The organism is Microbacterium sp. ZW T5_45, assembly GCF_044987415.1.
In the GTDB taxonomy this organism is placed as follows: domain Bacteria; phylum Actinomycetota; class Actinomycetes; order Actinomycetales; family Microbacteriaceae; genus Microbacterium.
Genome location: NZ_JBJDRJ010000033.1, coordinates 1 through 21,833 on the forward strand (window position 1 = coordinate 1; position 21,833 = coordinate 21,833).

A 21,833-nucleotide genomic window follows, 5' to 3' on the forward strand; every position below is an offset into this window, starting at 1 on the left:
GCCCGGGAGATCCGACCGGCCCGGGAGATCCGACCGGCCCGGGAGATCCGACCGGCCCGGGAGATCCGGCAGCGCCGGGCCAGACAGGGGCGGGCACTCCGCCGGGAGGGAACGGTCCGGGCGGCGTCGAGCCCTGGGGCCAGGGCTGCGAGGTGCCGGTCGGCGCACCGCCGGTGGGTCCGCCGCCGAATCCCGGAAAGATCTCGGCCGCAGAGACGGGTGCGGGGGGCACGAGCGGAACCGCGTGTTCCTCGGGCCGCTCAGAATCGGAACCGTGCACGATCGCCCCCTCCGTATGGAAAAGGTCCTCGTCGAGCGACGAGGACCTGATCAGAGTGGAGGGGGTGACGGGAATCGAACCCGCGCAATCAGTTTGGAAGACTGAGACTCTACCATTGAGCTACACCCCCGGACCCCCACCTGCTCGGGGACCGCTCGGTGACGAACACCGACTCAACGACTATAGCGGACTGTCGGGGGTGCTCTCGTCCGTTAGACTCGTGGGGGCTGAATCCGCGTACGGATTCCCCGGGGCGTAGCTCAGTTTGGTAGAGCGCCCGCTTTGGGAGCGGGAGGTCGCAGGTTCAACTCCTGTCGCCCCGACACGGCTCTTTTCGGCCTGACAGCCGCGATTCAGCGCGGAAATCACAAGGAGAACACACCAGCATGGCGAACAGCACCGTCGAGAAGCTGACCCCGACCCGGGTCAAGCTCAGCATCACGGTCACCCCGGACGACCTCAAGCCCAGCATCGCGCACGCGTACGAGCACATCGCTCAGGACGTGCAGATCCCCGGCTTCCGCAAGGGCAAGGTCCCCGCGCCCATCATCGATCAGCGCATCGGCCGCGGCGCCGTCATCGAGCACGCGGTCAACGAGGGACTCGACAAGTTCTTCCGTGACGCCACGGCCGAGCACAAGCTCCGCGTCGTCGGCCGTCCGTCCGCCGACATCACGCAGTGGCCCAACGAGAAGGACTTCTCGGGTGACCTGCTGGTCGACGTCGAGGTCGATGTCCGCCCCGACATCGAGCTGCCCTCGTACGACGGCATCACCCTGACCGTCGACGCCGTCGAGGCGGACGAGGCGGCGCTGGATGCCGAGCTCGAGAACATGCGCGCCCGTTTCGGCACGCTTATCCCCGTGGACCGCCCGGCGGCCAAGGGCGACTTCGTCGAGCTCGACCTCGTCGCGACGATCGACGGCGCCGAGATCGACCGCGCCGAGGGCGTGTCGTACGAGGTCGGCTCCGGCGAGCTGCTCGAGGGCATCGACGACGCGATCGAGTCGCTCACCGCCGGTGAAGACACGACGTTCCGCTCCACCCTTGTCGGCGGCGACCACGCCGGCTCCGAGGCCGAGGTCTCTGTCTCGGTCAAGGCAGTCAAGGAGCGCGAGCTCCCCGAGGCCGACGACGACTTCGCGCAGATCGCCAGCGAGTTTGACACGATCGCCGAGCTGCGCGCCAGCCTCGCCGAGCGCGTCTCGCAGCAGGGCGTCTTCACTCAGGGCTCCGCTGCACGCGACAAGCTCGTCGAGACCCTGCTCGAGCAGATCGAGATCCCGGTCCCGCCGCAGCTCATCGAGGACGAGGTGCACAACCACCTCGAGGGCGAAGGCCGTCTAGAGGACGACGTGCACCGTGCTGAGGTGACCGAGGCGAGCGAGAAGCAGTTCCGCACGCAGGTCCTGCTCGACACGATCGCCGAGCAGGCGAACGTCCAGGTCTCGCAGGAGGAGCTCTCGCAGTACCTCGTGCAGTCCGCCGCCCAGTACGGCATGGCCCCGCAGGAGTTCGTCGAGGCGCTGCAGTCCTCCAACCAGCTTCCGGCCCTGGTCGGCGAGGTCGCCCGCAACAAGGCCCTCGCGATCGCCCTGGGCAAGGTCAAGGTCGTCGACACCAACGGCAAGGCCGTCGACCTGTCGGACTTCGTCGTGACCGATGACGCCGAGGAGACCTCCGAGGCTGAGGAGACGGCAGAGGCCGTCGAGGAGAAGCCCGCGAAGAAGGCTCCCGCGAAGAAGGCCCCGGCCAAGAAGGCCACCGCGAAGGCGGACGACGCCGAGGCCGAGGCGAAGCCCGCCAAGAAGCCGGCCGCCAAGAAGGCGCCGGCGAAGAAGGCCGCTGACGCGGCCGAGTGATCGCACGATCCTGAAGGGGACGGATGCCGACGGCATCCGTCCCCTTTCTCATCTCCGGGAGGAACGCATGAACTGGGACGAGCGAGTCGACGCCGTCTGGGCCGATGACGATGCGGGTGACGACGAGGTCATCGCGCGGATCGATGCTCTCGCCGCCGAGCGCGGAGCGGACGACGCGCGAGCGGAGTTCGAGCGAGCCGGTGCGCGCGACTCCGCCGGCCGGGAAGCGGAAGCGGTCGTGCTCTATCGGCGCGCGCTCGGTCTCGGCCTCGACGAGGTGCATCGGCCGCAGGCCGTGATCCAGCTGGCCAGCTCTCTGCGCAACCTGGGAGAGTACGACGAGGCTCTGGCCCTTCTCCGCACGGAGCGTCAGCGGCACCCGGACGGGCCGTATCGGGATGCCGTCGCGGTGGTGGAGGCGCTGACCCTCGCCAGCGCGGGGAAGCCCGCGAAGGGGCTCTCGGTCGCCCTCCTCGCTCTCGTGCCGCATCTGCCGAGGTATCACCGTTCGATGACGGCGTACGCCCGGGAGATCGCCGGGTCCGACACCTGATATGCCCACGGCGAACACAGCCTGGGGCCTGCGTTGTCGCCGGTAGATTCGAATCACTGAAACACGGAATCAGGAGCTGACATGGCTGCAGAACCCCTCCTCGCGACGAGCGTCTTCGATCGTCTGCTGAAGGACCGCATCATCTGGCTGGGCTCGGAGGTGCGCGACGACAACGCCAACGAGATCTGCGCGAAGATCCTTCTTCTCGCGGCAGAGGACTCCGAGAAGGACATCTATCTCTACATCAACTCGCCCGGCGGCTCGATCACGGCCGGCATGGCGATCTACGACACCATGCAGTTCGTCCCCAATGACATCGTCACCGTCGGCATCGGCATGGCGGCATCGATGGGACAGCTGCTGCTGACCGCAGGCACCAAGGGCAAGCGTTACATCACGCCGAACGCCCGTGTGCTGCTGCACCAGCCGCACGGTGGCTTCGGTGGAACGTCGAGCGACATCCAGACGCAGGCGCAGCTCATCACCTCGATGAAGAACCGCCTCGCCGAGATCACCGCGGCGCAGACCGGCAAGTCCGTCGAGCAGATCAACGCCGACGGTGACCGCGACCGCTGGTTCACCGCAGACGAGGCACTCGAGTACGGCTTCGTCGACCACATCCGCGAGTCCGCCACCGACGTCATCGGCGGCGGCGGCACGGACGCCAACTGAGACAGAGCGAGAGGACTCTCATGTACACACCCACCTTCCGCTCCGCAGGCGATCTGCCCTCCAGCCGCTACGTGCTCCCGCAGTTCGAGGAGCGTACGGCCTACGGATTCAAGCGTCAGGACCCGTACAACAAGCTGTTCGAAGACCGCGTGATCTTCCTCGGCGTGCAGGTCGACGATGCGTCGGCCGACGATGTGATGGCGCAGCTCCTGGTTCTCGAGAGTCAGGACTCCGAGCGCGACATCACGATGTACATCAACTCGCCCGGTGGTTCCTTCACGGCTATGACCGCGATCTACGACACGATGCAGTACGTCGCGCCGCAGATCCAGACCGTCGTGCTCGGGCAGGCCGCGTCCGCGGCCTCCGTGCTGCTGGCCGCCGGACACCCCGGCAAGCGTCTCGCACTGCCGAACGCCCGCGTGCTCATGCACCAGCCGGCGATGGGCGAGGCCGGTCACGGCCAGGCGTCCGACATCGAGATCCAGGCGGCGGAGATCCTCCGGATGCGCACCTGGCTCGAGGAGACGATGGCCAAGCACACCGGAAAGACCGCAGAGCAGGTCAACCGCGACATCGACCGCGACAAGATCCTCTCCGCCGCCGAGGCGCTGGAGTACGGCATCGTCGATCAGGTGCTCACCACGCGCAAGCGCGCCTGAGACCCGGTTCTCACGAAAGGACGTCGACCTTCGGGTCGGCGTCCTTTTGCGCATCCTCGCGCAGACCCTCTGCTCATATGAGCGACCTGGTGCGCGAACGGGGTCTACGCTCTATTCTGGACATCGAAGGAGGATGCCGTGGAAGAAGAGCTGTTGATGGTTCGCGTCGCCGAGCTGTACTACGACGAGGACAAGACGCAGGACGAGATCGGCGCCCTTCTCAAGATCTCCCGCTGGAAGGTCGGTCGGCTCCTCACGCAGGCGCGCGAACGCGGCATCGTGCGCATCGAGATCGTGCATCCGCGTGCCCGGCGCCTCGGACTCGAACGGCAGTTGGTCGAGCAGTTCGGCATCGACGCGGCCGTCGTCGTGCCGGCCCCTGACGGCGATGAGGCGACGCTCGAGCGCGTCGCGCAGGCAGCCGCGGACTTCTTGACGGCCATGCGTCCCGTGCCGCGGACGCTCGGCGTCAGCTGGGGCCGTACACTCCGCGCGGTCGCAGAAGCGCTGCCCGACGGGTGGGCCACCGGTGTCACGGTGGTGCAGCTGAACGGGGGCGTGAGCCTGAACCGCCGCTCCGGTGGCGCCGCGGGTCTCGCGGTCACCATCGCGCAGCGAGCATCCGGCCAGGTGTCGCTCCTGCCGAGCCCCGCGATCCTCGAGCGGGTCGAGACGAAGCAGGCCATCGAGTCGGACCGCACGGTCGCCGGCATCCTGGAGGAGGCCGCGCACGCACAGGCGTTCCTCTTCACCGCAGGGCCCTGCGACGCGTCATCGGCGCACGTCGACAACGGCTATCTCACCGCCGCAGACGTGGAGGAGCTCGCGCGTCGTGGCGCCGTCGGCGACGTGCTGGGACGCTACATCGACGCCGACGGCAACATCGTGGACCCCCGGCTCGACGAGCGCACGGTCGGCGTCGACCTGGGCGTGCTGCGGGCGGCCGAGAGAGCGGTCTTCGTCGCCACCGGCGAGGCCAAGCATGACATCGCGCGCACGGTCGTGACCAGCGGCCTGTGCAGCGTCTTCGTGACCGACGAGAACACAGCCAGAGCATTGTTGGAGGAACAGTGACGACCACAGAACTCAACCGCCGCGCGGCGGTCGACGTGCTGGGCGGAGAGCCGGATGACGCGACGCTCCGTCGCTTCCTGCACGGACTGCCCGGCGTCGACGCCACGGGGCTCGAACAGCGGGCCGCCGGACTCGGCACCCGCTCGATCAAGACGACGTCGAAGGCGTGGGCTCTCGACACGATCATCCGGCTCATCGATCTGACCACCCTCGAGGGGGCCGACACGCCGGGCAAGGTGCGGTCGCTGGTCGCAAAGGCGAAGACACCGGATGCCGGCGATCCGACGACACCGCGTGTCGCGGCCGTGTGCGTCTACGGCGACATGGTCCCCTATGCGGTCGACGCTCTCGGCGCACTGCACGGCGACCCCGACGACGGAGCGATCTCGGTCGCGGCGGTCGCGACCGCGTTCCCCAGTGGGCGCTCGTCGCTGGCGATCAAGCTGGCCGACACCGCGGAGGCGGTCGCGGCGGGTGCCGACGAGATCGACATGGTGATCGATCGCGGTGCCTTCCTCTCCGGACGCTACGGACTGGTCTACGACCAGATCGCGCAGGTCAAGGAGGCCTGCCGTCGCGAGGACGGCAGCTACGCGTCGCTCAAGGTGATCCTGGAGACCGGCGAGCTGAACACCTACGACAACATCAAGCGGGCCTCGTGGCTCGGCATCCTCGCGGGCGGTGACTTCATCAAGACGTCCACCGGCAAGGTCCAGCCCGCCGCGACCCTTCCGACCACGCTGCTCATGCTCGAAGTCGTCCGCGACTGGCAGCGGGGCACCGGCCAGCGCATCGGCGTCAAGCCCGCGGGGGGCATCCGCTCGTCCAAAGACGCCGTGAAGTACCTCGTCACCGTCGCCGAGACCGTGGGGGAGGAGTGGCTGCAGCCGCACCTGTTCCGCTTCGGCGCGTCCAGCCTGCTCAACGACGTGCTCCTGCAGCGCCAGAAGCTCACCACCGGCCACTACTCCGGCCCCGACTACGTCACGATCGACTAGGGAACACCGATATGTCATTCCTGGAATACGCTCCGGCACCGGAGTCGACGTCCGTCCTGAACCTGCGGGACAGCTACGGGCTGTTCATCGATGGAGAGTTCGTCGACGGTACCGGTTCCTCGTTCACCACCATCTCGCCCGCGACGGAGAACCGCATCGCGGAGATCGCCGCCGCGAGCGACGACGATGTCGACCGCGCGGTCGCGGCTGCTCGCCGCGCCTACGAGAAGACCTGGTCGAGGATGAGCGGTCGCGACCGCGGCAAGTACCTCTTCCGCATCGCCCGTCTCGTGCAGGAGCGCGCTCGCGAGCTCGCCGTGGCCGAGAGCCTCGACAACGGAAAGCCGATCAAGGAGAGCCGAGACGTCGACGTCCCCCTCGTCGCCGCTTGGTTCTTCTACTACGCGGGCTGGGCCGACAAGCTCGATCACGCGGGTCTGGGAGCGAACCCTCGCGCGCTGGGCGTCGCCGGACAGGTCATCCCGTGGAACTTCCCGCTGCTCATGCTGGCGTGGAAGGTCGCCCCGGCCCTCGCCGCGGGCAACACGGTCGTGCTCAAGCCCGCGGAGACCACGCCGCTGACCGCGCTGATCTTCGCGGAGATCCTGCAGCAGGCCGACCTGCCGGCCGGCGTCGTGAACATCGTCACCGGAGCGGGTGCGACGGGCGCCGCGCTCGTACGGCATCCCGACGTGAACAAGGTCGCCTTCACCGGCTCGACGGGGGTCGGTCGCGAGATCGCCCGCGCAGTCGCGGGCACGGGAAAGAAGCTCACGCTCGAGCTCGGTGGCAAGGCCGCGAACATCGTGTTCGACGACGCCCCGATCGACCAGGCCGTCGAGGGCATCGTCAACGGCATCTTCTTCAACCAGGGGCACGTGTGCTGCGCCGGGAGCCGTCTGCTCGTGCAGGAGTCGATCCATGACGAGGTCATCGACCGGCTGAAGAATCGGCTGTCGACGCTGCGCCTCGGTGATCCGCTCGACAAGAACACCGACATCGGTGCGATCAACTCCGCCGCGCAGCTGGGGCGCATCCGCGAGCTCAGCGACATCGGCGAGGCCGAGGGCGCGCAGCGCTGGACCGCCGACTGCGCCATCCCCGAGAAGGGATTCTGGTTCGCACCCACGATCTTCACCGGCGTCGAGGCCTCTCATCGCATCGCGCGCGACGAGGTGTTCGGACCCGTGCTGTCGGTGCTCACCTTCCGCACGCCCGCAGAGGCGGTCGCCAAGGCGAACAACACGCCCTACGGCCTGTCCGCCGGCATCTGGAGCGACAAGGGCTCACGCATCCTCGCCGTCGCCGACCGCCTGCGCGCCGGAGTCGTGTGGGCCAACACGTTCAACCGCTTCGATCCGGCCAGCCCGTTCGGCGGGTACAAGGAATCAGGATACGGTCGCGAGGGCGGCCGCCAGGGCCTGACGGCCTACCTTCAGGGAGCAGCATCATGAGCAAGCGACTGACCGTTCCGAAGACGTACAAGCTCGCGATCGGCGGCGCGTTCCCGCGCAGCGAGTCCGGGCGCACCTACGAGGTCGTATCCCCGAAGGGAGCGTTCCTCGCGAACGCGGCGAAGGCATCGCGCAAGGATGCCAGGGATGCCGTCGTCGCTGCGCGCGCCGCCGTCAAGGGGTGGTCCGGAGCGACCGCTTACAACCGAGGCCAGGTGCTGTACCGCGTCGCAGAGGTGCTCGAGGGGCGCCGTGCGCAGTTCATCGACGAGATCGTCGCGCAGGAGGGTGCGTCGGCGTCTGCCGCTGCGGCTCAGGTGGACGAGGCGATCGATCTCTGGGTCTGGTACGCCGGGTGGTGCGACAAGTACGCCCAGGTCGCCGGGAACGGCAATCCGGTCGCGGGGCCCTACTTCAACATCTCCGTGCCCGAGCCGACCGGGGTGGTCGCGATCGTCGCGCCGCAGACGAGCGCGCTGCTCGGTCTCGTCTCGGTCGTCGCGCCGGCGCTGGTCGCGGGAAACGCGGTGGTCGTGATCGCCAGCGAGCGGTTCCCGCTGTCGGCGATCAGTCTCGCGGAGGTGCTGGCCACCAGTGATGTGCCCGGTGGCGTGGTGAACGTCCTCACCGGCTCGCCCGCCGAGATGGCTCCCTGGCTCGCTTCGCATCAGGATGTGAACGCGCTCGACCTGGCCGGCGCCGGCGACCTCGAGTGGGTCGACCTGCAGATCGCGGCGGCTGACACGCTCAAGCGCGTGCTCACGCCGGGGCCGGTCGTCGCCTCGCCTGAGCGCATCGGGGCATTCACCGAGGTGAAGACGGTGTGGCACACCAAGAGCATGGTCTGAGATGATCCCTGAGCGGAGGGCGGGTGCGGTGTGGGCCTGGTGAGGGCTCCCCGCCCCGACCCGACGATCGATGCTTTCGTCGACGGGGTGGGGATCTTGTCGCGTGACGGTGTAATGGTGGGTCTGGTACATCGTGATCTGGTCCGACGGAGAACGCGAGCCTTCGACTGAGGATTATCCGCCGTGGTCTGCTGTCACCGAGATGAGGGACGGCTTCCTCGACATCCAGAGGACAGCAGCCCGGGACGGTCGCTACGACTTCTCCTGGCTGAGTGCTGACGCTGCGAAGCGCGAGAGGGCTCGCCTCGGGGTTAGCGCCGAGGACTTCTGATCCCGGGACGATCTCGCAGAACACGAGGATGCTCTCGCCGACGCGATCCGGTGAGCAGATCGTGGACGAGCGCTCCACACCGACAGGGGAGCGCTCATGTGCGGCCGCCGAGGGAGTATGGTGCGTTCATGTCGAATCGCGCTGCGGGGGCCGTGGTCGTCGTCCTTGCCACCATGCTCCTCGCTGGCTGCGGCGTGATCGGTGCGCCTGTCGAGTCTCCCGCAGCGGCGGCTCCGGTCGTCGACGTGCCGTCATCCCGAACGACTCCGAGCCCGTCTCCGTCTCCGACTCCGACGGCGGATGCCGACAGCTGCCCCGCGCGCGCCGGCATCAGCATCTACGGGTGGAGCGAGGGCGACGAGGAGCCGATCATGTCGGCCCTCTGGAACGGTGTCGAGCTCGTGGACCGGGGGCCGAGGGAGTTCGCCACGGGCACCGTCGCACGGTCCGCGGAGGGCTACATCTCCTACACCGTGGCGAGCGGGGACGCCCCGGAGGCCATCGCGGAGCGGCTGTGCACCAAAGTGTTCTCCTTCGAGAACTACTTCGGCTACAGCCCCGTTCTCTATGCGGGAGATGTCATCGAGGTGCCCGATGTGCTCAGGCCCAAGCTCGCGGTCCCCTGGACCGAGCCCCCGATGCAGTACTGACGCGGGTGGGCGTCTCCGCCGGTGACGCGACTCCGCGCCAATGCGTCCCGGTGTCGGTGGCAGAGGTTAGGCTCAGTACACGATCTCAGGATCCCCCTAGGAGGACGCGCATGGCCCGTATCGGTGAAAGCGCTGACCTGTTCAAGTGCTCGTTCTGCGGAAAGAGCCAGAAGCAGGTGCAGCAGCTCATCGCTGGCCCCGGTGTGTACATCTGCGACGAATGCGTCGAGCTGTGCAACGAGATCATCGAGGAGCGGATGGCGGAGTCCGCGGCCACGGGCACAGCCGACTTCGAGCTGCCGAAGCCGCGGGAGATCTTCTCGTTCCTCGAGGAGTACGTGGTCGGGCAGGAGCCGGCGAAGAAGGCTCTCGCCGTCGCCGTCTACAACCACTACAAGCGCATCCGTGCACACGGCACCCTGCAGCCGGCCGAGCAGAAGGCCGAGAGCATCGAGATCGCCAAGAGCAACATCCTGCTCATCGGTCCGACGGGCTGCGGCAAGACCTACCTCGCGCAGACCCTGGCGAAGCGACTGAACGTACCGTTCGCCGTGGCCGACGCCACGGCGCTCACGGAAGCAGGCTATGTCGGAGAAGATGTCGAGAACATCCTCCTGAAGCTCATCCAGGCGGCGGACTACGACGTGAAGCGCGCCGAGCAGGGCATCATCTACATCGACGAGGTCGACAAGATCGCGCGCAAGGCCGAGAACCCCTCGATCACCCGCGACGTCTCCGGTGAGGGCGTGCAGCAGGCACTGCTGAAGATCATCGAGGGCACGGTCGCCTCGGTGCCGCCGCAGGGCGGGCGCAAGCATCCGCATCAGGAGTTCCTGCAGATCGACACCTCGAACGTGCTGTTCATCGTCGCCGGCGCCTTCGCGGGTCTCGAGGACATCGTGTCGGCTCGCGTCGGCAAGCACGGCATCGGATTCGGCGCGCCGCTGCACGACAAGGGCAAGGATCTCGATCTCTTCGGTGAGGTGCTGCCGGAGGACCTGCACAAGTTCGGCCTGATCCCCGAGTTCATCGGACGTCTGCCCGTCGTCACGAACGTGTCGCCGCTCGATCAGGACGCGCTGATCGACATCCTGACCGGCCCGCGCAACGCGCTGGTCAAGCAGTATCAGCGCATGTTCGAGATCGACGGCGTCGAACTCGAGTTCGAGGCCGACGCGCTCCGCTCCATCGCCGACCTCGCCGTCGAACGCAAGACCGGAGCCCGCGGCCTGCGCGCAATCCTCGAGGACGTCCTCGGGCCCATCATGTTCGAGATCCCCTCTGCCGAGGACGTCGCGAAGGTGATCATCACCCGCGCGGCTGTCGATGAGGGCGCACCGCCCACGCTCGTCTTGGAGCGCAAGCGCAAGAGCGCATGACACCGACGCCCTGGCGGGTCGTCTCGTCCGAGACGGTCATCGCGGATCAGTGGATCCGGGTCAGGGCGGATGCCTGCGTCGACGCGCACGGCCGAGACATCGCGCCCTACTACGTCCTCGAGTACGGGGACTGGGTCTCCGTCCTCGCACTGGACGAGGACGGAGGCGCGATCGTCGTCGAGGAGTACCGCCACGGTGCGGGTGTGATCGCACTGGGCACCGTCGGCGGGGGAGTCGAGACGGGGGAGCGCCCGGCCGAGGCCGCCGGACGAGAACTGCTCGAGGAGACCGGCTACGAGGCCGCAGAGCTGGTCGATCTCGGATCGACCTGGGCGAACTTCGGCAATCAACCCAACCGGGTGCACCACTTCCTCGCGCTCGGGTGCCGGCGGATCGCCGCGCAGAGTCTGGATGCGACGGAAGACATCGTCGTGCACGTCCTCCCTGTCGACGGCCTCGATGCGCTTCTGCACCAGGGACATCACCTGCTCACCTGGTACAAGTCCCGCGCATGGCTCGATCATTGACCTGACGCCACCACGCCAAAAGTAAACGGCATTTGATAACCATCGAAGAACAGTGTTAGTCTCTCGAAGGTTTGAATCGTTTCACCGCACGGAGTGCGGGTTCAAGGGAGAATCGTGAACACAACGCTGACTAAGGGCCGCGCCTGGTGGATCGCCATCGTCGCAGGCATGGCATCATTCCTCGATGCGGCGGCCATCGCCGGTACAGGAACCGGCCTGCTGCTCTTCCAGGAGGAATTCGGCTTCGGTGCCGATGTCTACGGGCAGCTGTCTGCGATCCTCACGTTCACGGTCGCCATCGGTGCCCTCGCCGGTGGTTTCCTGAGCGACCGCTTCGGTCGTCGCCGGGTGTTCACCGTCACGGTCGCGATGTTCGCGATCGGCGCGGCTATCCTCGCCGTGGCCCCGGCCGTCGCGGCGCTCTACCTCGGAATCCTCCTCATCGGCCTCGCGGCCGGGGCCGACCTGCCCGCATCGATGGCGATGATCGCCGAGAGCGCGCCGGAGGGCAGCAAGGGCAAGATGGTGGCGTTCTCGCACATCCTCTGGATGGCCGGCGTGCTCGCCGTCGTCGGCATCGGCGTGTTCGTCGGTGGCATGGGTGGCGCGGGAGCACGCATCCTGTACGGCATCCTGGCGGCGATCGCGGTGCTGACCATCCTCGCGCGCATCGGTCTCCCGGAGTCGGGTGAGTGGCAGCGCGCGCACACCGGGGCGATCGTCAACGCTCCTCGCTCCGAGGCGCCGGCGAGCGGTGCACGGGCGCTCCTCGCGGCCGGCTTCATCGTGCCGCTCGTGGCGCTCTCGCTGTTCTACGCGATCGCGAACATCCCCGCGAACACCAATGGGCAGTTCTCCGCCTACCTCTACGTCAACGCGGCGGGAACCGACGTCTCGACCGCGAACCTCTACGGCCTGATCGGCATCGGCGTCTCGCTGGTCGGCAACCTCACGCTGATGCGCCTGGTCGACACGAAGTACCGCATGATCGGGTTCGTGATCGGTCTCGTCCTCTCGATCGTCGGCTTCCTGATCCCCGTCATCGCCGGAGTCAACGTCGCGGCCCTCGTCTCCATGGGCGTGTTCTACGCGCTCGGCGGCGCCATCGCCGGCGAGCCGATGTTCAAGGTCTGGGCGCAAGAGCTCTTCCCGACGCTGCACCGCAGCACCGCGCAGGGCATCGCGATCGCCTTCACCCGCGTCATCGCGGCGATCGTCGCGCTGTTCACCCCGATCATCATCACCGCAGGGCCGAGTACGATGTTCGTCGTCCTGATCGTGTCGACGGTGATCGCCGGCCTCATCGGTCTCTTCTGGATCCCGCGTCTGCCCCGCGCGCACAGCGCGGAGACGGCTGCTGACACCGACGCGACTCCGGTCGTCGTCCACTGAGCGAAGGAGCTCCCACGATGAGCCTGCCCGCACCGCACCGGCCCACACTCGAGCGTCACGCAGACGGTCGTTTGGGGATCGTGCACACCACGCCTCGCATCAGCTGGCGGATGCCGTCGGCCCCGGCCGAATACCGCCAGGATGCCTACCGCCTGGAGATCACGCGCTCTGTTCCCGGAGGCGCGCCGCGCACCTCCGTGTTCGAGGTCGACGGTGCCGAGCAGGTGCTCGTGGACTGGCCGGACGCACCGCTCACGTCCCGCGAGGCGGTCTCGGTGCGCGTCGCGGTCGGTGACGGTGCGAGTTGGAGCCCTTGGAGCGAGCCAGGGTCCGTGGAGGTCGGCCTTCTCGACGACGAGTGGCAGGCTGCATTCGTCGGGGGCGCGTGGGAAGAGCCGGAGGATCCCGCCGAGCGGCGACCCTCCCGGGTCCGCGCCGAGCTCCGTCTCGACGGTCCGGCGCGCTGGGCTCGTCTGCGGCTGACGGCGCACGGCATCGCCGAGGCCGAGGTGAACGGCATCCGGGTCGGCGATGAGGAGCTGACCCCCGGGTGGACCAGCTACCACCATCGTCTCGTGGTCTCGACGTTCGATGTCACCGACCTGCTCCGCGACGGCGACAACGCGATCGGCGTCTGGCTGTCCGATGGCTGGTGGCGAGGGCACGTCGGCTTCGAAGGCGGCCGATGGAACGTGTACGGAGACGACCTGTCCGCGCTCGTCCAGCTGGAGGTCCTGCTCGAGGACGGGACGTTCCACGTGCACGGTTCGGACGAGGGCTGGCTGGCCGGCTTCGGACCGACGCTGAGCAGCGGACTGTACGCCGGAGATCACGTCGACCTCGGTCTGCACGATGCGGCATGGTCGACTCCGGGCTGGGATGCCGAAGGGTGGTCTCCGGTTCGTGTCATCGCCGCGGACCCGCGGGCGCTGGTCGGTGTCGAGGCGCCCCCGGTGCGCTGCACCGACGAGCTGACGCCGGTCACGATCGACCGCCGGGGCGACGATCGCGTTCTTCTCGACTTCGGGCAGAACCACTCGGGTCGGCTGCGGCTGCACCTGCCCGCAGCTCCCGGGGTCGAGGTCGTCATCCGACACGCCGAGGTGCTGCAGGACGGCGAGCTGTACAGGCGCACTCTCCGCCATGCCGCCGCGGAGGACCGGGTCATCCTCTCCGACGTCGCGACGACCTGGGAGCCCCGCGGGACGATCCACGGCTTCCGGTACGCGGAGATCATCGGCTGGCCGGGGGAGCTCTCCGCCGCCGATGTCGTCTCCCGCGTGCTGCACACCGACATGGCGCGCATCGGATGGTTCCGGTCGTCGCACGAGCAGGTGAACCGCCTGCACGACAATGCGCTGTGGAGCCTGCGTTCGAACTTCGTCAGCATCCCGACCGACTGCCCGCAGCGCGATGAGCGTCTCGGGTGGACCGGAGACCTCCAGGTCTTCACGCCGACGGCCGCCTTCCTCTATGACGTCACCGCCATGGTCGGGTCGTGGCTGCAGGACCTCGCCGACGAGCAGACCGACATCGGCAGGGTGCCGCTGTGGGTGCCGTACGTCGCGCTCGAGCCGTGGAGCAGCTTCCCGCCGTCGGCCATGGCGGTCTGGAGCGATGTCGCCGTGCTCGCGCCGGATGTGCTGCACGAGCGCACGGCCGATCGCGGCGTGCTCCGCCGTCAGTGGCGCAGCGGGCTCGCCTGGATCGCCGAATCGCTCGCCGGTGCGGGCGACTCGCTCGTCGTGGACGGCGACTTCCAGCTCGGCGACTGGCTCGACCCGTCCGCGCCCGCGGACAACCCTGCGCTCGCGGTGACGCCGGCGCCGCTGGTGGCGACCGCCTACCTCGTGCACAGCCTTCGCAGGCTCGCCGACATCGGCGAGGTCCTCGGCGAGGACGAGGAGGTCGCCCGATTGGAGGGTCTGGCGTCGCGGGCGGCAGACGCCTTCCGTGCCCGGTTCCTCGACGAGACCGGCGCTCCCGTGGTCGAGACCCAGACGGCGCTCGCTCTGATCACCGTGTTCGATCTCTGGCCGAGCGTCGAGGCGTCGCAGGCGGGTACACGCCGACTGGCCGAGCTCGTCCGTGAGAACGAGGGTCGCATCGCGACCGGTTTCGCCGGCACCAATGTCATCTCGGACGCCCTGTCCATGGGCGGAGAGGATGCCGCCGCATACCTGCTGCTCGAGGCGCAGGACAATCCGTCGTGGCTGTACACCGTCGCGATGGGTGCGACGACGATCTGGGAGCGCTGGGACTCGATGCTTCCGGACGGCACGGTGAATCCGGGCGACATGACCTCGTTCAACCACTACGCTCTGGGAGCCGTCGCCGACTGGCTGCACCGCCGTGTCGCCGGACTCGCGCCCGCTGCGCCTGGCTATCGGCGCATCCGCTTCGCTCCTCGTCCCGGCGGGTCATTCACCTCGGCAGGCGCGACGCATCGCACTCCCTACGGCGAGGCATCCATCGACTGGCGCATCGAGGGAACGGACCTCGTGACCGATATCCGGGTTCCGGTCGGGGCGACCGCAGAGGTCTCTCTCCCCGGCAGTGCGGACCGGATCGTCGGACACGGAGCGCACAGCTTCAGGGCTGCTCTGGATACGCCGGACGCCCTCAGCTGAGACTCTTGCAAAGAAGTCGTTGCAAAGATATCTTTGCAACATGAACCAACCTGTTCCGAGTCGCAGTCTCGATGCCGGCGCGCTGAAAGCTCTCGCGCATCCGCTCCGCGTCCGGATCTTCGACCTTCTCAGCGAGCGGGGCCCGCAGACGGCGAGCACTCTGGCGGGTCTGGTCGGCGAGTCGTCCGGGTCCATGAGTTATCACCTCAGGGCTCTCGCCGCTCACGACCTCATCCGGGAAGTCGACGGCCGAGGAACGGCTCGTGAACGCTGGTGGGAGCGACCCCGGGGGCGGATCGATCTCCCGGGCCCCGACGACTCCATGACGCCGTCGAATCGAGCGGCCGCGCAGATCGTGACATCCGAGTTCTTCCGGCTGCGACACGAGAGTCTGATGGCCTACCTCAATCGATCGGAGGTCGGCGTTCCAGAGGAGTGGCGGGATGCCGGGATCGTGATGACCAGCCACGTCGACGTCACCGCCGAGCAGATGGGAGAGATCAGAGACGAGATCCGCGACGTCGTCGACCGGGTGATCGAACGCTACCGAGGGCAGACCGGGCCCGGCATCCGGCGCGTCGCACTCCGCGCAGAGCTCTTCGACCTGCCTGTCACCGCGGACGGCGACGAGTGATGACCGCCACCGCTCTGTCGCTGCCCGCTCCGACCAGAACAGAGCGGGGGATGCTGCGCCTCGCCGAAGCGCTCACGGGGGTGATCGAACGCCGTATCGAGCGACGCGCTCGTCGGCGCGAGGCCGAGATCGATCGGATCCGGGATCTGCAGACGCACCGTCACCGCGCCGAGGACGTTGAGCACCTGCTCGCTCTCTGGGGCGTGCCGCGGCGCTGATCGCTCGCGGAACGCGACAGGCCCTCCCGACCGACGGTCGGGAGGGCCTCGTCGGAAGCGTCAGTCCTCGAAGGGCCGAGCGATGACGTCGCCGGCGGCGGTCTGCACGACCTCCCAGCCGGCATCGAGTTCGGCGATCGCCCGGCCTTCCAGCCAGGTGAGCGTCCAGTGGCCGCCGAGTCCGCGGGCCTCCACGTCGGCGATCGCCGGGCGGAGGGCGGCGGGCACGGATGCCGGAGCCTCCGATCCTGCTGCCCATCGCGTCCCGAGCTGCATCATGCCTCCTCGGCCGGTGCGAGCTCGATCGCCGTGACGGCGAACTCGTCGCCGACGGAGAGACCGAGCTCGGCGATGCGTCCGACCGCCGACAGGTCGCCCGCAGCGGCCTGCAGCGCCTCGAACTTCTCGGCCGGGGCGGTGATCATCGCGCTCGCGACCGGGGTCTTCTGCGAGGCCTTCGCCTCGGTCTTCGCGCGGCGGATGCTGATCAGCGCCTCGCTCGCGACCGCGAGCACGGCGGGGTCGCCGTCGATGCCGAGTGGCGTCGGCCATGCCGCGGTGTGCACCGATCCCTCCTCGAACCACGACCACACCTCCTCGGTCGCGAAGGAGAGGATCGGCGCGAGCAGACGGAGCAGCGAGGAGAGCGCGAGACGAAGCGCGAGGGCGGCGGATGCCTGGCCCACGTCGTTCTGGTCGTAGGCGCGCTCCTTCACCAGCTCGAGGTAGTCGTCGCAGAACGTCCAGAAGAACGCCTCGGTCACCTCGAGGGCCTTGGCCTGGTCGTAGTTCTCGAACGCCGCGGTCGCTTCGGCGATCACGCGGTCGAGGGCCGTGAGCATCGATGCGTCCAGCGCGTGGGTGACCTGCGCGCCCTCTGGTACGGGGAACGACAGCACGAACTTCGCCGCGTTCAGGACCTTGATCGCGAGACGGCGCCCGATCTTGACCTGCGTCGGGTTCTGCGGGTCGAAGGCCGCATCCATGCCCAGCCGGCTCGACGCGGACCAGTAGCGCACGGCATCCGATCCGTGGGTGTCGAGGATGTCGGCGGGGGTCACCACGTTGCCCTTCGACTTCGACATCTTCTTGCGATCCGGGTCGACGATGAAGCCGGAGATCGCGGCATTGCGCCACGGTGAGCGTCCGTCCTCGAGAGTCGAGCGGAGCATGGTCGAGAACAGCCAGGTGCGGATGATGTCCTGCCCCTGCGGGCGCAGGTCGAAGGGGGCGGTGAGCTGCCAGAGCTCTTCATCGCGCTGCCACCCGCCGGCGAGCTGCGGGGTGAGGGACGAGGTCGCCCAGGTGTCGAGGATGTCGGCCTCGGCGTCGAAGCCTCCGGCCTTTCCGCGCTGATCCTCGGTGAACCCTGCGGGCACGTCGGTGGTCGGGTCGATCGGGAGCGACGCATGGTCGGGCGTGAGCACGCGGTCGTAGTCGCGCTCGCCGTTCTCATCCAGCGCGTACCAGAGCGGGATAGGCACGCCGAAGAAGCGCTGGCGGGAGACGAGCCAGTCGCCGGTCAGGCCGCCCACCCAGTTCTCGTAGCGCACCCGCATGAAGTCCGGGTGCCAGGAGAGCTCGGTGCCGTGGGAGATGAGCTCGTCGCGCAGCTTCGCGTCGCGCGCACCGTTGCGGATGTACCACTGGCGGGTGGAGACGATCTCGAGCGGGCGGTCGCCCTTCTCGAAGAACTTCACCGCGTGGCTGAAGGGCTTGCCGACGGCGGTCATGTCTCCGGTCTCCTGGAGCTTCTCGACGATGGCCTTGCGCGCGGAGAACACGGTCTTGCCTGCGAGGTTCTCGTCGTACCAGGCCACGGCATCCGCGTTCGTCACGGAAGAGGGCGCGGTCGGGAGGAACCGGCCGTCGAGCCCGATCGTCGTCATGTTCGGCAGGTCCGCGCCGGTCGTGGTGCGCAGCTCGCGCCACCAGATGATGTCGGTCACGTCGCCGAAGGTGCAGACCATCGCGGCCCCCGTCCCCTTGTCGGCGAGGGCGAGGTGGTGACCGTGGATCTCGATCTCGGCGTCGAAGAACGGCGTGCGCACCTTGGTGCCGATCAGGTGCTTGTGCGGCCCTTCCGGGTGCGTCACGATCGCGATGCACGCGGGCAGCAGCTCAGGGCGGGTCGTCTCGATCGTGATGGCGCCCGAACCGTCGGCGAAGGGGAAATCGATGGTGTGGTAGGCGGCCTGCTGCTCACGGTCCTCGAGTTCGGCCTGCGCGATCGCGGAGCGGAAGTCGATGTCCCAGAGCGTGGGGGCGAGGGCCTGGTACGCCTCGCCGCGTTCGATGTTGCGGAGGAACGCGAGCTGGCTCTGACGGATCGTGTCGTCGGAGATGGTGCGGTAGGTCTGCGTCCAGTCCACGCTCAGGCCGAGCTGGCGGAACAGGGCCTCGAACTGCTTCTCGTCCTCGACGGTGAGCCGCTCGCACAGCTCGATGAAGTTGCGGCGGCTGATGGGCAGCTGGTCGGCGGCGCGGGAGGACTTGTTGTCGCCGCCCTCGAAGGGCGGAGTGAAGTCGGGGTCGTAGGGGAGCGAGGGGTCGCACCGCACGCCGTAGTAGTTCTGCACGCGGCGCTCGGTGGGCAGGCCGTTGTCGTCCCATCCCATCGGGTAGAAGACGGTCTTGCCGCGCATGCGCTCGAAGCGCGCCTTGATGTCGGTGTGCGTGTACGAGAACACGTGGCCGATGTGCAGCGACCCGGATGCCGTGGGCGGCGGGGTGTCGATCGAGTAGACGCCCTCGCGTCCGACCTCGGCGGCGCGGAGGCGGTCGAACAGGTAGGTTCCCTGCTCCGCCCACGCGTCGTTCCACTTCGCTTCGAGACCTTCGAGTGCGGGCTTGTCGGGGATGGCGGACATGAAGGTCTCCTCGTGCGATGTATGCGGCACTGTGTGAGCGTGCCTGAGTGTGGGTTTCGTCCAGTGTACCGAGCGTGTAACAACCGGGCTTTACATCGACCCCGTCCAAGAATTGCTCGTAGGATCGAAGAATCCCGATCCGTTCTTCCTGAGGACTCTCATGCCTACACGCGCTCTGCGTCGACTCCTGCCTGTGGCCGCGATCGTCGCCGCCTCCGCCCTGGCGCTCAGCGCCTGCTCCACCGCCGCCGACGGCGGTGCCGAGGGCGGTGCTGACGGCGGTGGCGAGCTCGTCTGGTCGATCGAGGGTGCGAACCTCTCGGCCGGTCACATGGATCCGCAGGTCAGCCAGCTCGACGTCTCGAGCATGGTCCAGCGCGTCGTTCTCGACTCCCTCGTCTTCCAGGAGGACGACGGCACATTCACCCCTTGGCTCGCCACGGAGTGGGAGGTGTCGCCGGACAGCACCGCCTACACCTTCACCCTGCGCGACGACGTCGCATTCACCGACGGTGAGAAGTTCGACGCCGCGGCCGTCAAGGCCAATTTCGACCGTATCGTCGACCCCGACACCGAGTCCGCGCAGGCGGCGAGCATGCTCGGCGCGGACTTCTACGCGGGCACCGAAGTGATCGACGAGTACACCGTGAAAGTGAGCTTCACGCAGCCCTATGCCCCGTTCCTGCAGGCGGCGAGCACGTCGCTGCTCGGCTTCTACTCGCCGAAGGTGCTCGCAGAGTCGGCGGACCAGCTCAAGGCGGGCGGCCCCGGCATCACCGTCGGCACCGGTCCGTTCGAGCTCACCGAGTACACGCCCGACCAGGAGCTCGTCTACACCCGCAACGACGACTACGCCTGGGGCCCTCATGACGGGGGAGCGGCGCAGTTCGAGACGCTGCGGGTGGAGATCCAGCCCGAGGCCGCGGTGCGCGTGGGCGTCATCGGCAGCGGTGAGGCCGATCTCGCGAGCAACCTGCCGCCGAACCTCGTGAGCGAGCTCGGCGACGGCGTCACGGTCGACTCGATCGAGTATCCCGGCCTGCCGTACTCGCTGTACCTCAACGAGAAGTACGGCGTGTTCGCCGATGAGAAGGTGCGTCAGGCGTTCTCACGCGGCATCGACATCGATGCGGCCGTCGAAGAGATCTTCTTCGACCAGTTCCCGCGTGCGTGGAGCGTCCTCGGTTCGACCACGCCGGGCTATGACGCCTCGCTCGAGGGCACATGGCCGTACGACGTCGACGCGGCCAACGCGCTGCTCGACGAGGCGGGGTGGACCGAGCGCGACGCCGAGGGATACCGCACGAAGGACGGCCAGCGCCTGTCCGTGCGGTGGATCGCCTGGACGCCGGTTCCCGACGACCGCGCCGCGCTCGCGAACGCCATCCAGTCGGATCTGAAGGAGATCGGGTTCGAGGTGGTCCGTGAGGTGCTCGAGCCCGGTGCGTACAACGAGCAGTACGGACCGAAGACCTTCGACCTCACCGACTGGGGATTCTCGGGCGTCGATCCCGATCTGCTGCGCAGCCACCTGCACACGGACGGTTTCCAGAACGCCTCACAGGTCTCGGATCCCGACCTCGACGCCCTGCTCGAGCAGGCCGTCGGCACGAGCGACCAGACGGAGCGCAACACCCTCTACACCGAGATCCAGCAGTGGAACGCACAGCATGTCGCGATCGTCCCGCTCTACAGTCCGTCGGCGATCACGGCCGTGGGGGAGCGCGTCTCGGGTCTCGACTACGACCTGTACGGGCGGCCGCTGTTCTACGATGTGACGGTCGGCTGACGCCCCACGGACGCCGGTGCCCTTCGGCCGTCGCTGCGCTCGTCGCCCAGGAACCACGGAGAGTGCTGTGAAGGCTGCGCTGTTGAGGATCGCCGGACTCGCCGCATCCGCCCTCGCCGTCCTGTGGGGAGCCGCGACGCTGGCGTTCCTCGCCTTCCGGGTGATCCCCGGGGACCCGGTGTCGGTGATGCTCGGACCCCAGGCGCAGATCAGCGAGCAGGCGAAGGACGCGATCCGCGCCGAGCTCGGACTGGATCGCCCCGCGTGGGAGCAGTACGTGGCGTACATCGGTCAGCTCGCGCGGGGCGATCTCGGCGAGTCCTACCAGCTGCGGATGCCGGTCGGGGAGGTCATCGGCCGCCAGCTCGGTGCGACCCTCCAGCTGTCGGCGATCGCGCTGCTGCTCGCCGTGATCCTCGCCCTCGCCGTGACGATCCTCGTGCGCGGGAGGGTCGGACGTGCAGTTGCGGCCGGGGTGGAGCTCGTGCTGCTCTCGTCTCCCGTCTTCTGGATCGGCCTGGTGCTGCTCAGCGTCTTCGCGTTCGGTCTCGGCTGGTTCCCGGTGTCCGGCGCGCGCAACCCGGCCACGATCGTGCTGCCCGCCCTCACCCTCGCCCTGCCCGTGGCCGCGCTGCTGAGCCAGGTTCTCCGCGACGGTCTGGAACAGGCGGAGCGGATGCCGTTCGCCGAGACGGTGCGCGCGCGTGGCGCCGGCCCCGTCTGGTTCACGCTGCGTCACGGACTGCGTCACGGTGCCGCCGGAGCGATGACTCTCGCCGCCTACCTCACCGGGTCCGTCCTCGGCGGTGCGGTCCTCGTGGAGACGGTGTTCGCGAGGGCGGGCCTCGGCAGGGTCACTCTGGCCGCGATCACGAATCGCGATCTCCCCGTGATCACGGGGATCATCCTGTTCAGCGCGGTCGTGTTCGTGGTGGTGAACATCGCCGTGGACCTGCTGCATCCGCTGGTCGATCCGCGCGTGCGCGTCTCGAGGGCGGCGCGATGAGGCG

19 protein-coding genes and 2 tRNA genes are annotated in these 21,833 nt (G+C 68.1%); 18 read left to right on the plus strand and 3 right to left on the minus strand.

Going from position 1 to position 21,833, the window contains the following annotated elements; genetic code table 11:
• Window positions 1-336: 336 nt before the first annotated feature.
• A tRNA-Gly gene (locus ACI3KS_RS15090) sits at window positions 337-410 on the minus strand.
• 119 nt (window positions 411-529) lie between these two features.
• On the opposite strand from ACI3KS_RS15090, the gene ACI3KS_RS15095 reads away from it, so the two are divergent.
• The 16 genes from ACI3KS_RS15095 to ACI3KS_RS15170 all read left to right on the plus strand — a co-directional run bounded on the left by ACI3KS_RS15095 (window position 530) and on the right by ACI3KS_RS15170 (window position 16,164).
• Window positions 530-603, plus strand: a tRNA-Pro gene (locus ACI3KS_RS15095).
• 63 nt (window positions 604-666) lie between these two features.
• Window positions 667-2,142, plus strand: a complete 1,476-nt coding sequence (tig, locus tag ACI3KS_RS15100) for a trigger factor (RefSeq protein WP_404919365.1) — start codon at window positions 667-669, stop codon at window positions 2,140-2,142.
• Between the two features lie 67 nt (window positions 2,143-2,209).
• Window positions 2,210-2,695 carry a tetratricopeptide repeat protein gene (locus ACI3KS_RS15105; RefSeq protein ID WP_404919366.1) on the plus strand — a complete coding sequence of 162 codons (486 nt, stop codon included), beginning with the start codon at window positions 2,210-2,212 and terminating at the stop codon, window positions 2,693-2,695.
• Window positions 2,696-2,776: 81 nt separating this feature from the next.
• Window positions 2,777-3,367, plus strand: a complete 591-nt coding sequence (locus ACI3KS_RS15110) for an ATP-dependent Clp protease proteolytic subunit (protein WP_404919367.1) — start codon at window positions 2,777-2,779, stop codon at window positions 3,365-3,367.
• A 20-nt stretch (window positions 3,368-3,387) separates the two neighbouring features.
• Window positions 3,388-4,029: an ATP-dependent Clp protease proteolytic subunit gene (locus ACI3KS_RS15115; RefSeq protein WP_404919368.1), complete on the plus strand. Its 642-nt coding sequence runs from the start codon at window positions 3,388-3,390 to the stop codon at window positions 4,027-4,029.
• Between the two features lie 138 nt (window positions 4,030-4,167).
• On the plus strand, window positions 4,168-5,103 hold the full coding sequence (locus tag ACI3KS_RS15120) for a sugar-binding transcriptional regulator (RefSeq protein ID WP_404919369.1): 936 nt from the start codon (window positions 4,168-4,170) through the stop codon (window positions 5,101-5,103).
• Window positions 5,100-6,101, plus strand: a complete 1,002-nt coding sequence (gene deoC, locus ACI3KS_RS15125) for a deoxyribose-phosphate aldolase (RefSeq protein ID WP_404919370.1) — start codon at window positions 5,100-5,102, stop codon at window positions 6,099-6,101. Before ACI3KS_RS15120 ends, deoC begins: the two co-directional genes overlap by 4 nt.
• An 11-nt stretch (window positions 6,102-6,112) precedes the next feature.
• A complete protein-coding gene (locus ACI3KS_RS15130) occupies window positions 6,113-7,555 on the plus strand; it encodes an aldehyde dehydrogenase family protein (protein WP_404919371.1) in 1,443 nt (480 codons plus the stop codon).
• Window positions 7,552-8,403, plus strand: coding sequence for an aldehyde dehydrogenase family protein (locus ACI3KS_RS15135; RefSeq protein WP_404919372.1), 852 nt, complete (start codon window positions 7,552-7,554; stop codon window positions 8,401-8,403). Before ACI3KS_RS15130 ends, ACI3KS_RS15135 begins: the two co-directional genes overlap by 4 nt.
• A gap of 459 nt (window positions 8,404-8,862) precedes the next feature.
• A complete protein-coding gene (locus ACI3KS_RS15140; protein WP_404919373.1) occupies window positions 8,863-9,384 on the plus strand; it encodes a hypothetical protein in 522 nt (173 codons plus the stop codon).
• Between the two features lie 110 nt (window positions 9,385-9,494).
• Entirely contained in the window at window positions 9,495-10,763 is a 1,269-nt protein-coding gene (clpX, locus tag ACI3KS_RS15145; protein WP_404919374.1) for an ATP-dependent Clp protease ATP-binding subunit ClpX, read from the plus strand.
• The gene (locus ACI3KS_RS15150; protein ID WP_404919375.1) at window positions 10,760-11,290 is read left to right on the plus strand and encodes an NUDIX hydrolase; all 531 of its coding nucleotides are present in this window, start codon (window positions 10,760-10,762) and stop codon (window positions 11,288-11,290) included. Before clpX ends, ACI3KS_RS15150 begins: the two co-directional genes overlap by 4 nt.
• Window positions 11,291-11,404: 114 nt before the next feature.
• Window positions 11,405-12,682 (plus strand): MFS transporter, encoded by a 1,278-nt coding sequence (locus tag ACI3KS_RS15155; protein WP_404919376.1) that lies wholly within the window; start codon window positions 11,405-11,407, stop codon window positions 12,680-12,682.
• A 17-nt stretch (window positions 12,683-12,699) separates the two neighbouring features.
• On the plus strand, window positions 12,700-15,312 hold the full coding sequence (locus ACI3KS_RS15160) for a family 78 glycoside hydrolase catalytic domain (RefSeq protein ID WP_404919377.1): 2,613 nt from the start codon (window positions 12,700-12,702) through the stop codon (window positions 15,310-15,312).
• Between the two features lie 40 nt (window positions 15,313-15,352).
• Window positions 15,353-15,946: an ArsR/SmtB family transcription factor gene (locus ACI3KS_RS15165; RefSeq protein WP_404919378.1), complete on the plus strand. Its 594-nt coding sequence runs from the start codon at window positions 15,353-15,355 to the stop codon at window positions 15,944-15,946.
• Window positions 15,946-16,164, plus strand: coding sequence for a hypothetical protein (locus ACI3KS_RS15170; protein ID WP_404919379.1), 219 nt, complete (start codon window positions 15,946-15,948; stop codon window positions 16,162-16,164). Before ACI3KS_RS15165 ends, ACI3KS_RS15170 begins: the two co-directional genes overlap by 1 nt.
• 60 nt (window positions 16,165-16,224) lie before the next feature.
• Here ACI3KS_RS15170 and ACI3KS_RS15175 read toward each other — a convergent pair whose 3' ends face one another.
• Window positions 16,225-16,443 carry a hypothetical protein gene (locus ACI3KS_RS15175; RefSeq protein WP_404919380.1) on the minus strand — a complete coding sequence of 73 codons (219 nt, stop codon included), beginning with the start codon at window positions 16,441-16,443 and terminating at the stop codon, window positions 16,225-16,227.
• Window positions 16,440-19,034: a valine--tRNA ligase gene (gene valS / locus ACI3KS_RS15180; RefSeq protein WP_404919381.1), complete on the minus strand. Its 2,595-nt coding sequence runs from the start codon at window positions 19,032-19,034 to the stop codon at window positions 16,440-16,442. The genes ACI3KS_RS15175 and valS overlap by 4 nt, the downstream gene beginning before the upstream one ends.
• 160 nt (window positions 19,035-19,194) lie before the next feature.
• Here valS and ACI3KS_RS15185 point away from each other — a divergent pair, with 160 nt between their 5' ends.
• Window positions 19,195-20,823, plus strand: a complete 1,629-nt coding sequence (locus tag ACI3KS_RS15185; protein ID WP_404919382.1) for an ABC transporter substrate-binding protein — start codon at window positions 19,195-19,197, stop codon at window positions 20,821-20,823.
• Window positions 20,824-20,890: 67 nt separating this feature from the next.
• Window positions 20,891-21,829 (plus strand): ABC transporter permease, encoded by a 939-nt coding sequence (locus ACI3KS_RS15190; RefSeq protein WP_404919383.1) that lies wholly within the window; start codon window positions 20,891-20,893, stop codon window positions 21,827-21,829.
• Window positions 21,830-21,833 lie beyond the last annotated feature (4 nt).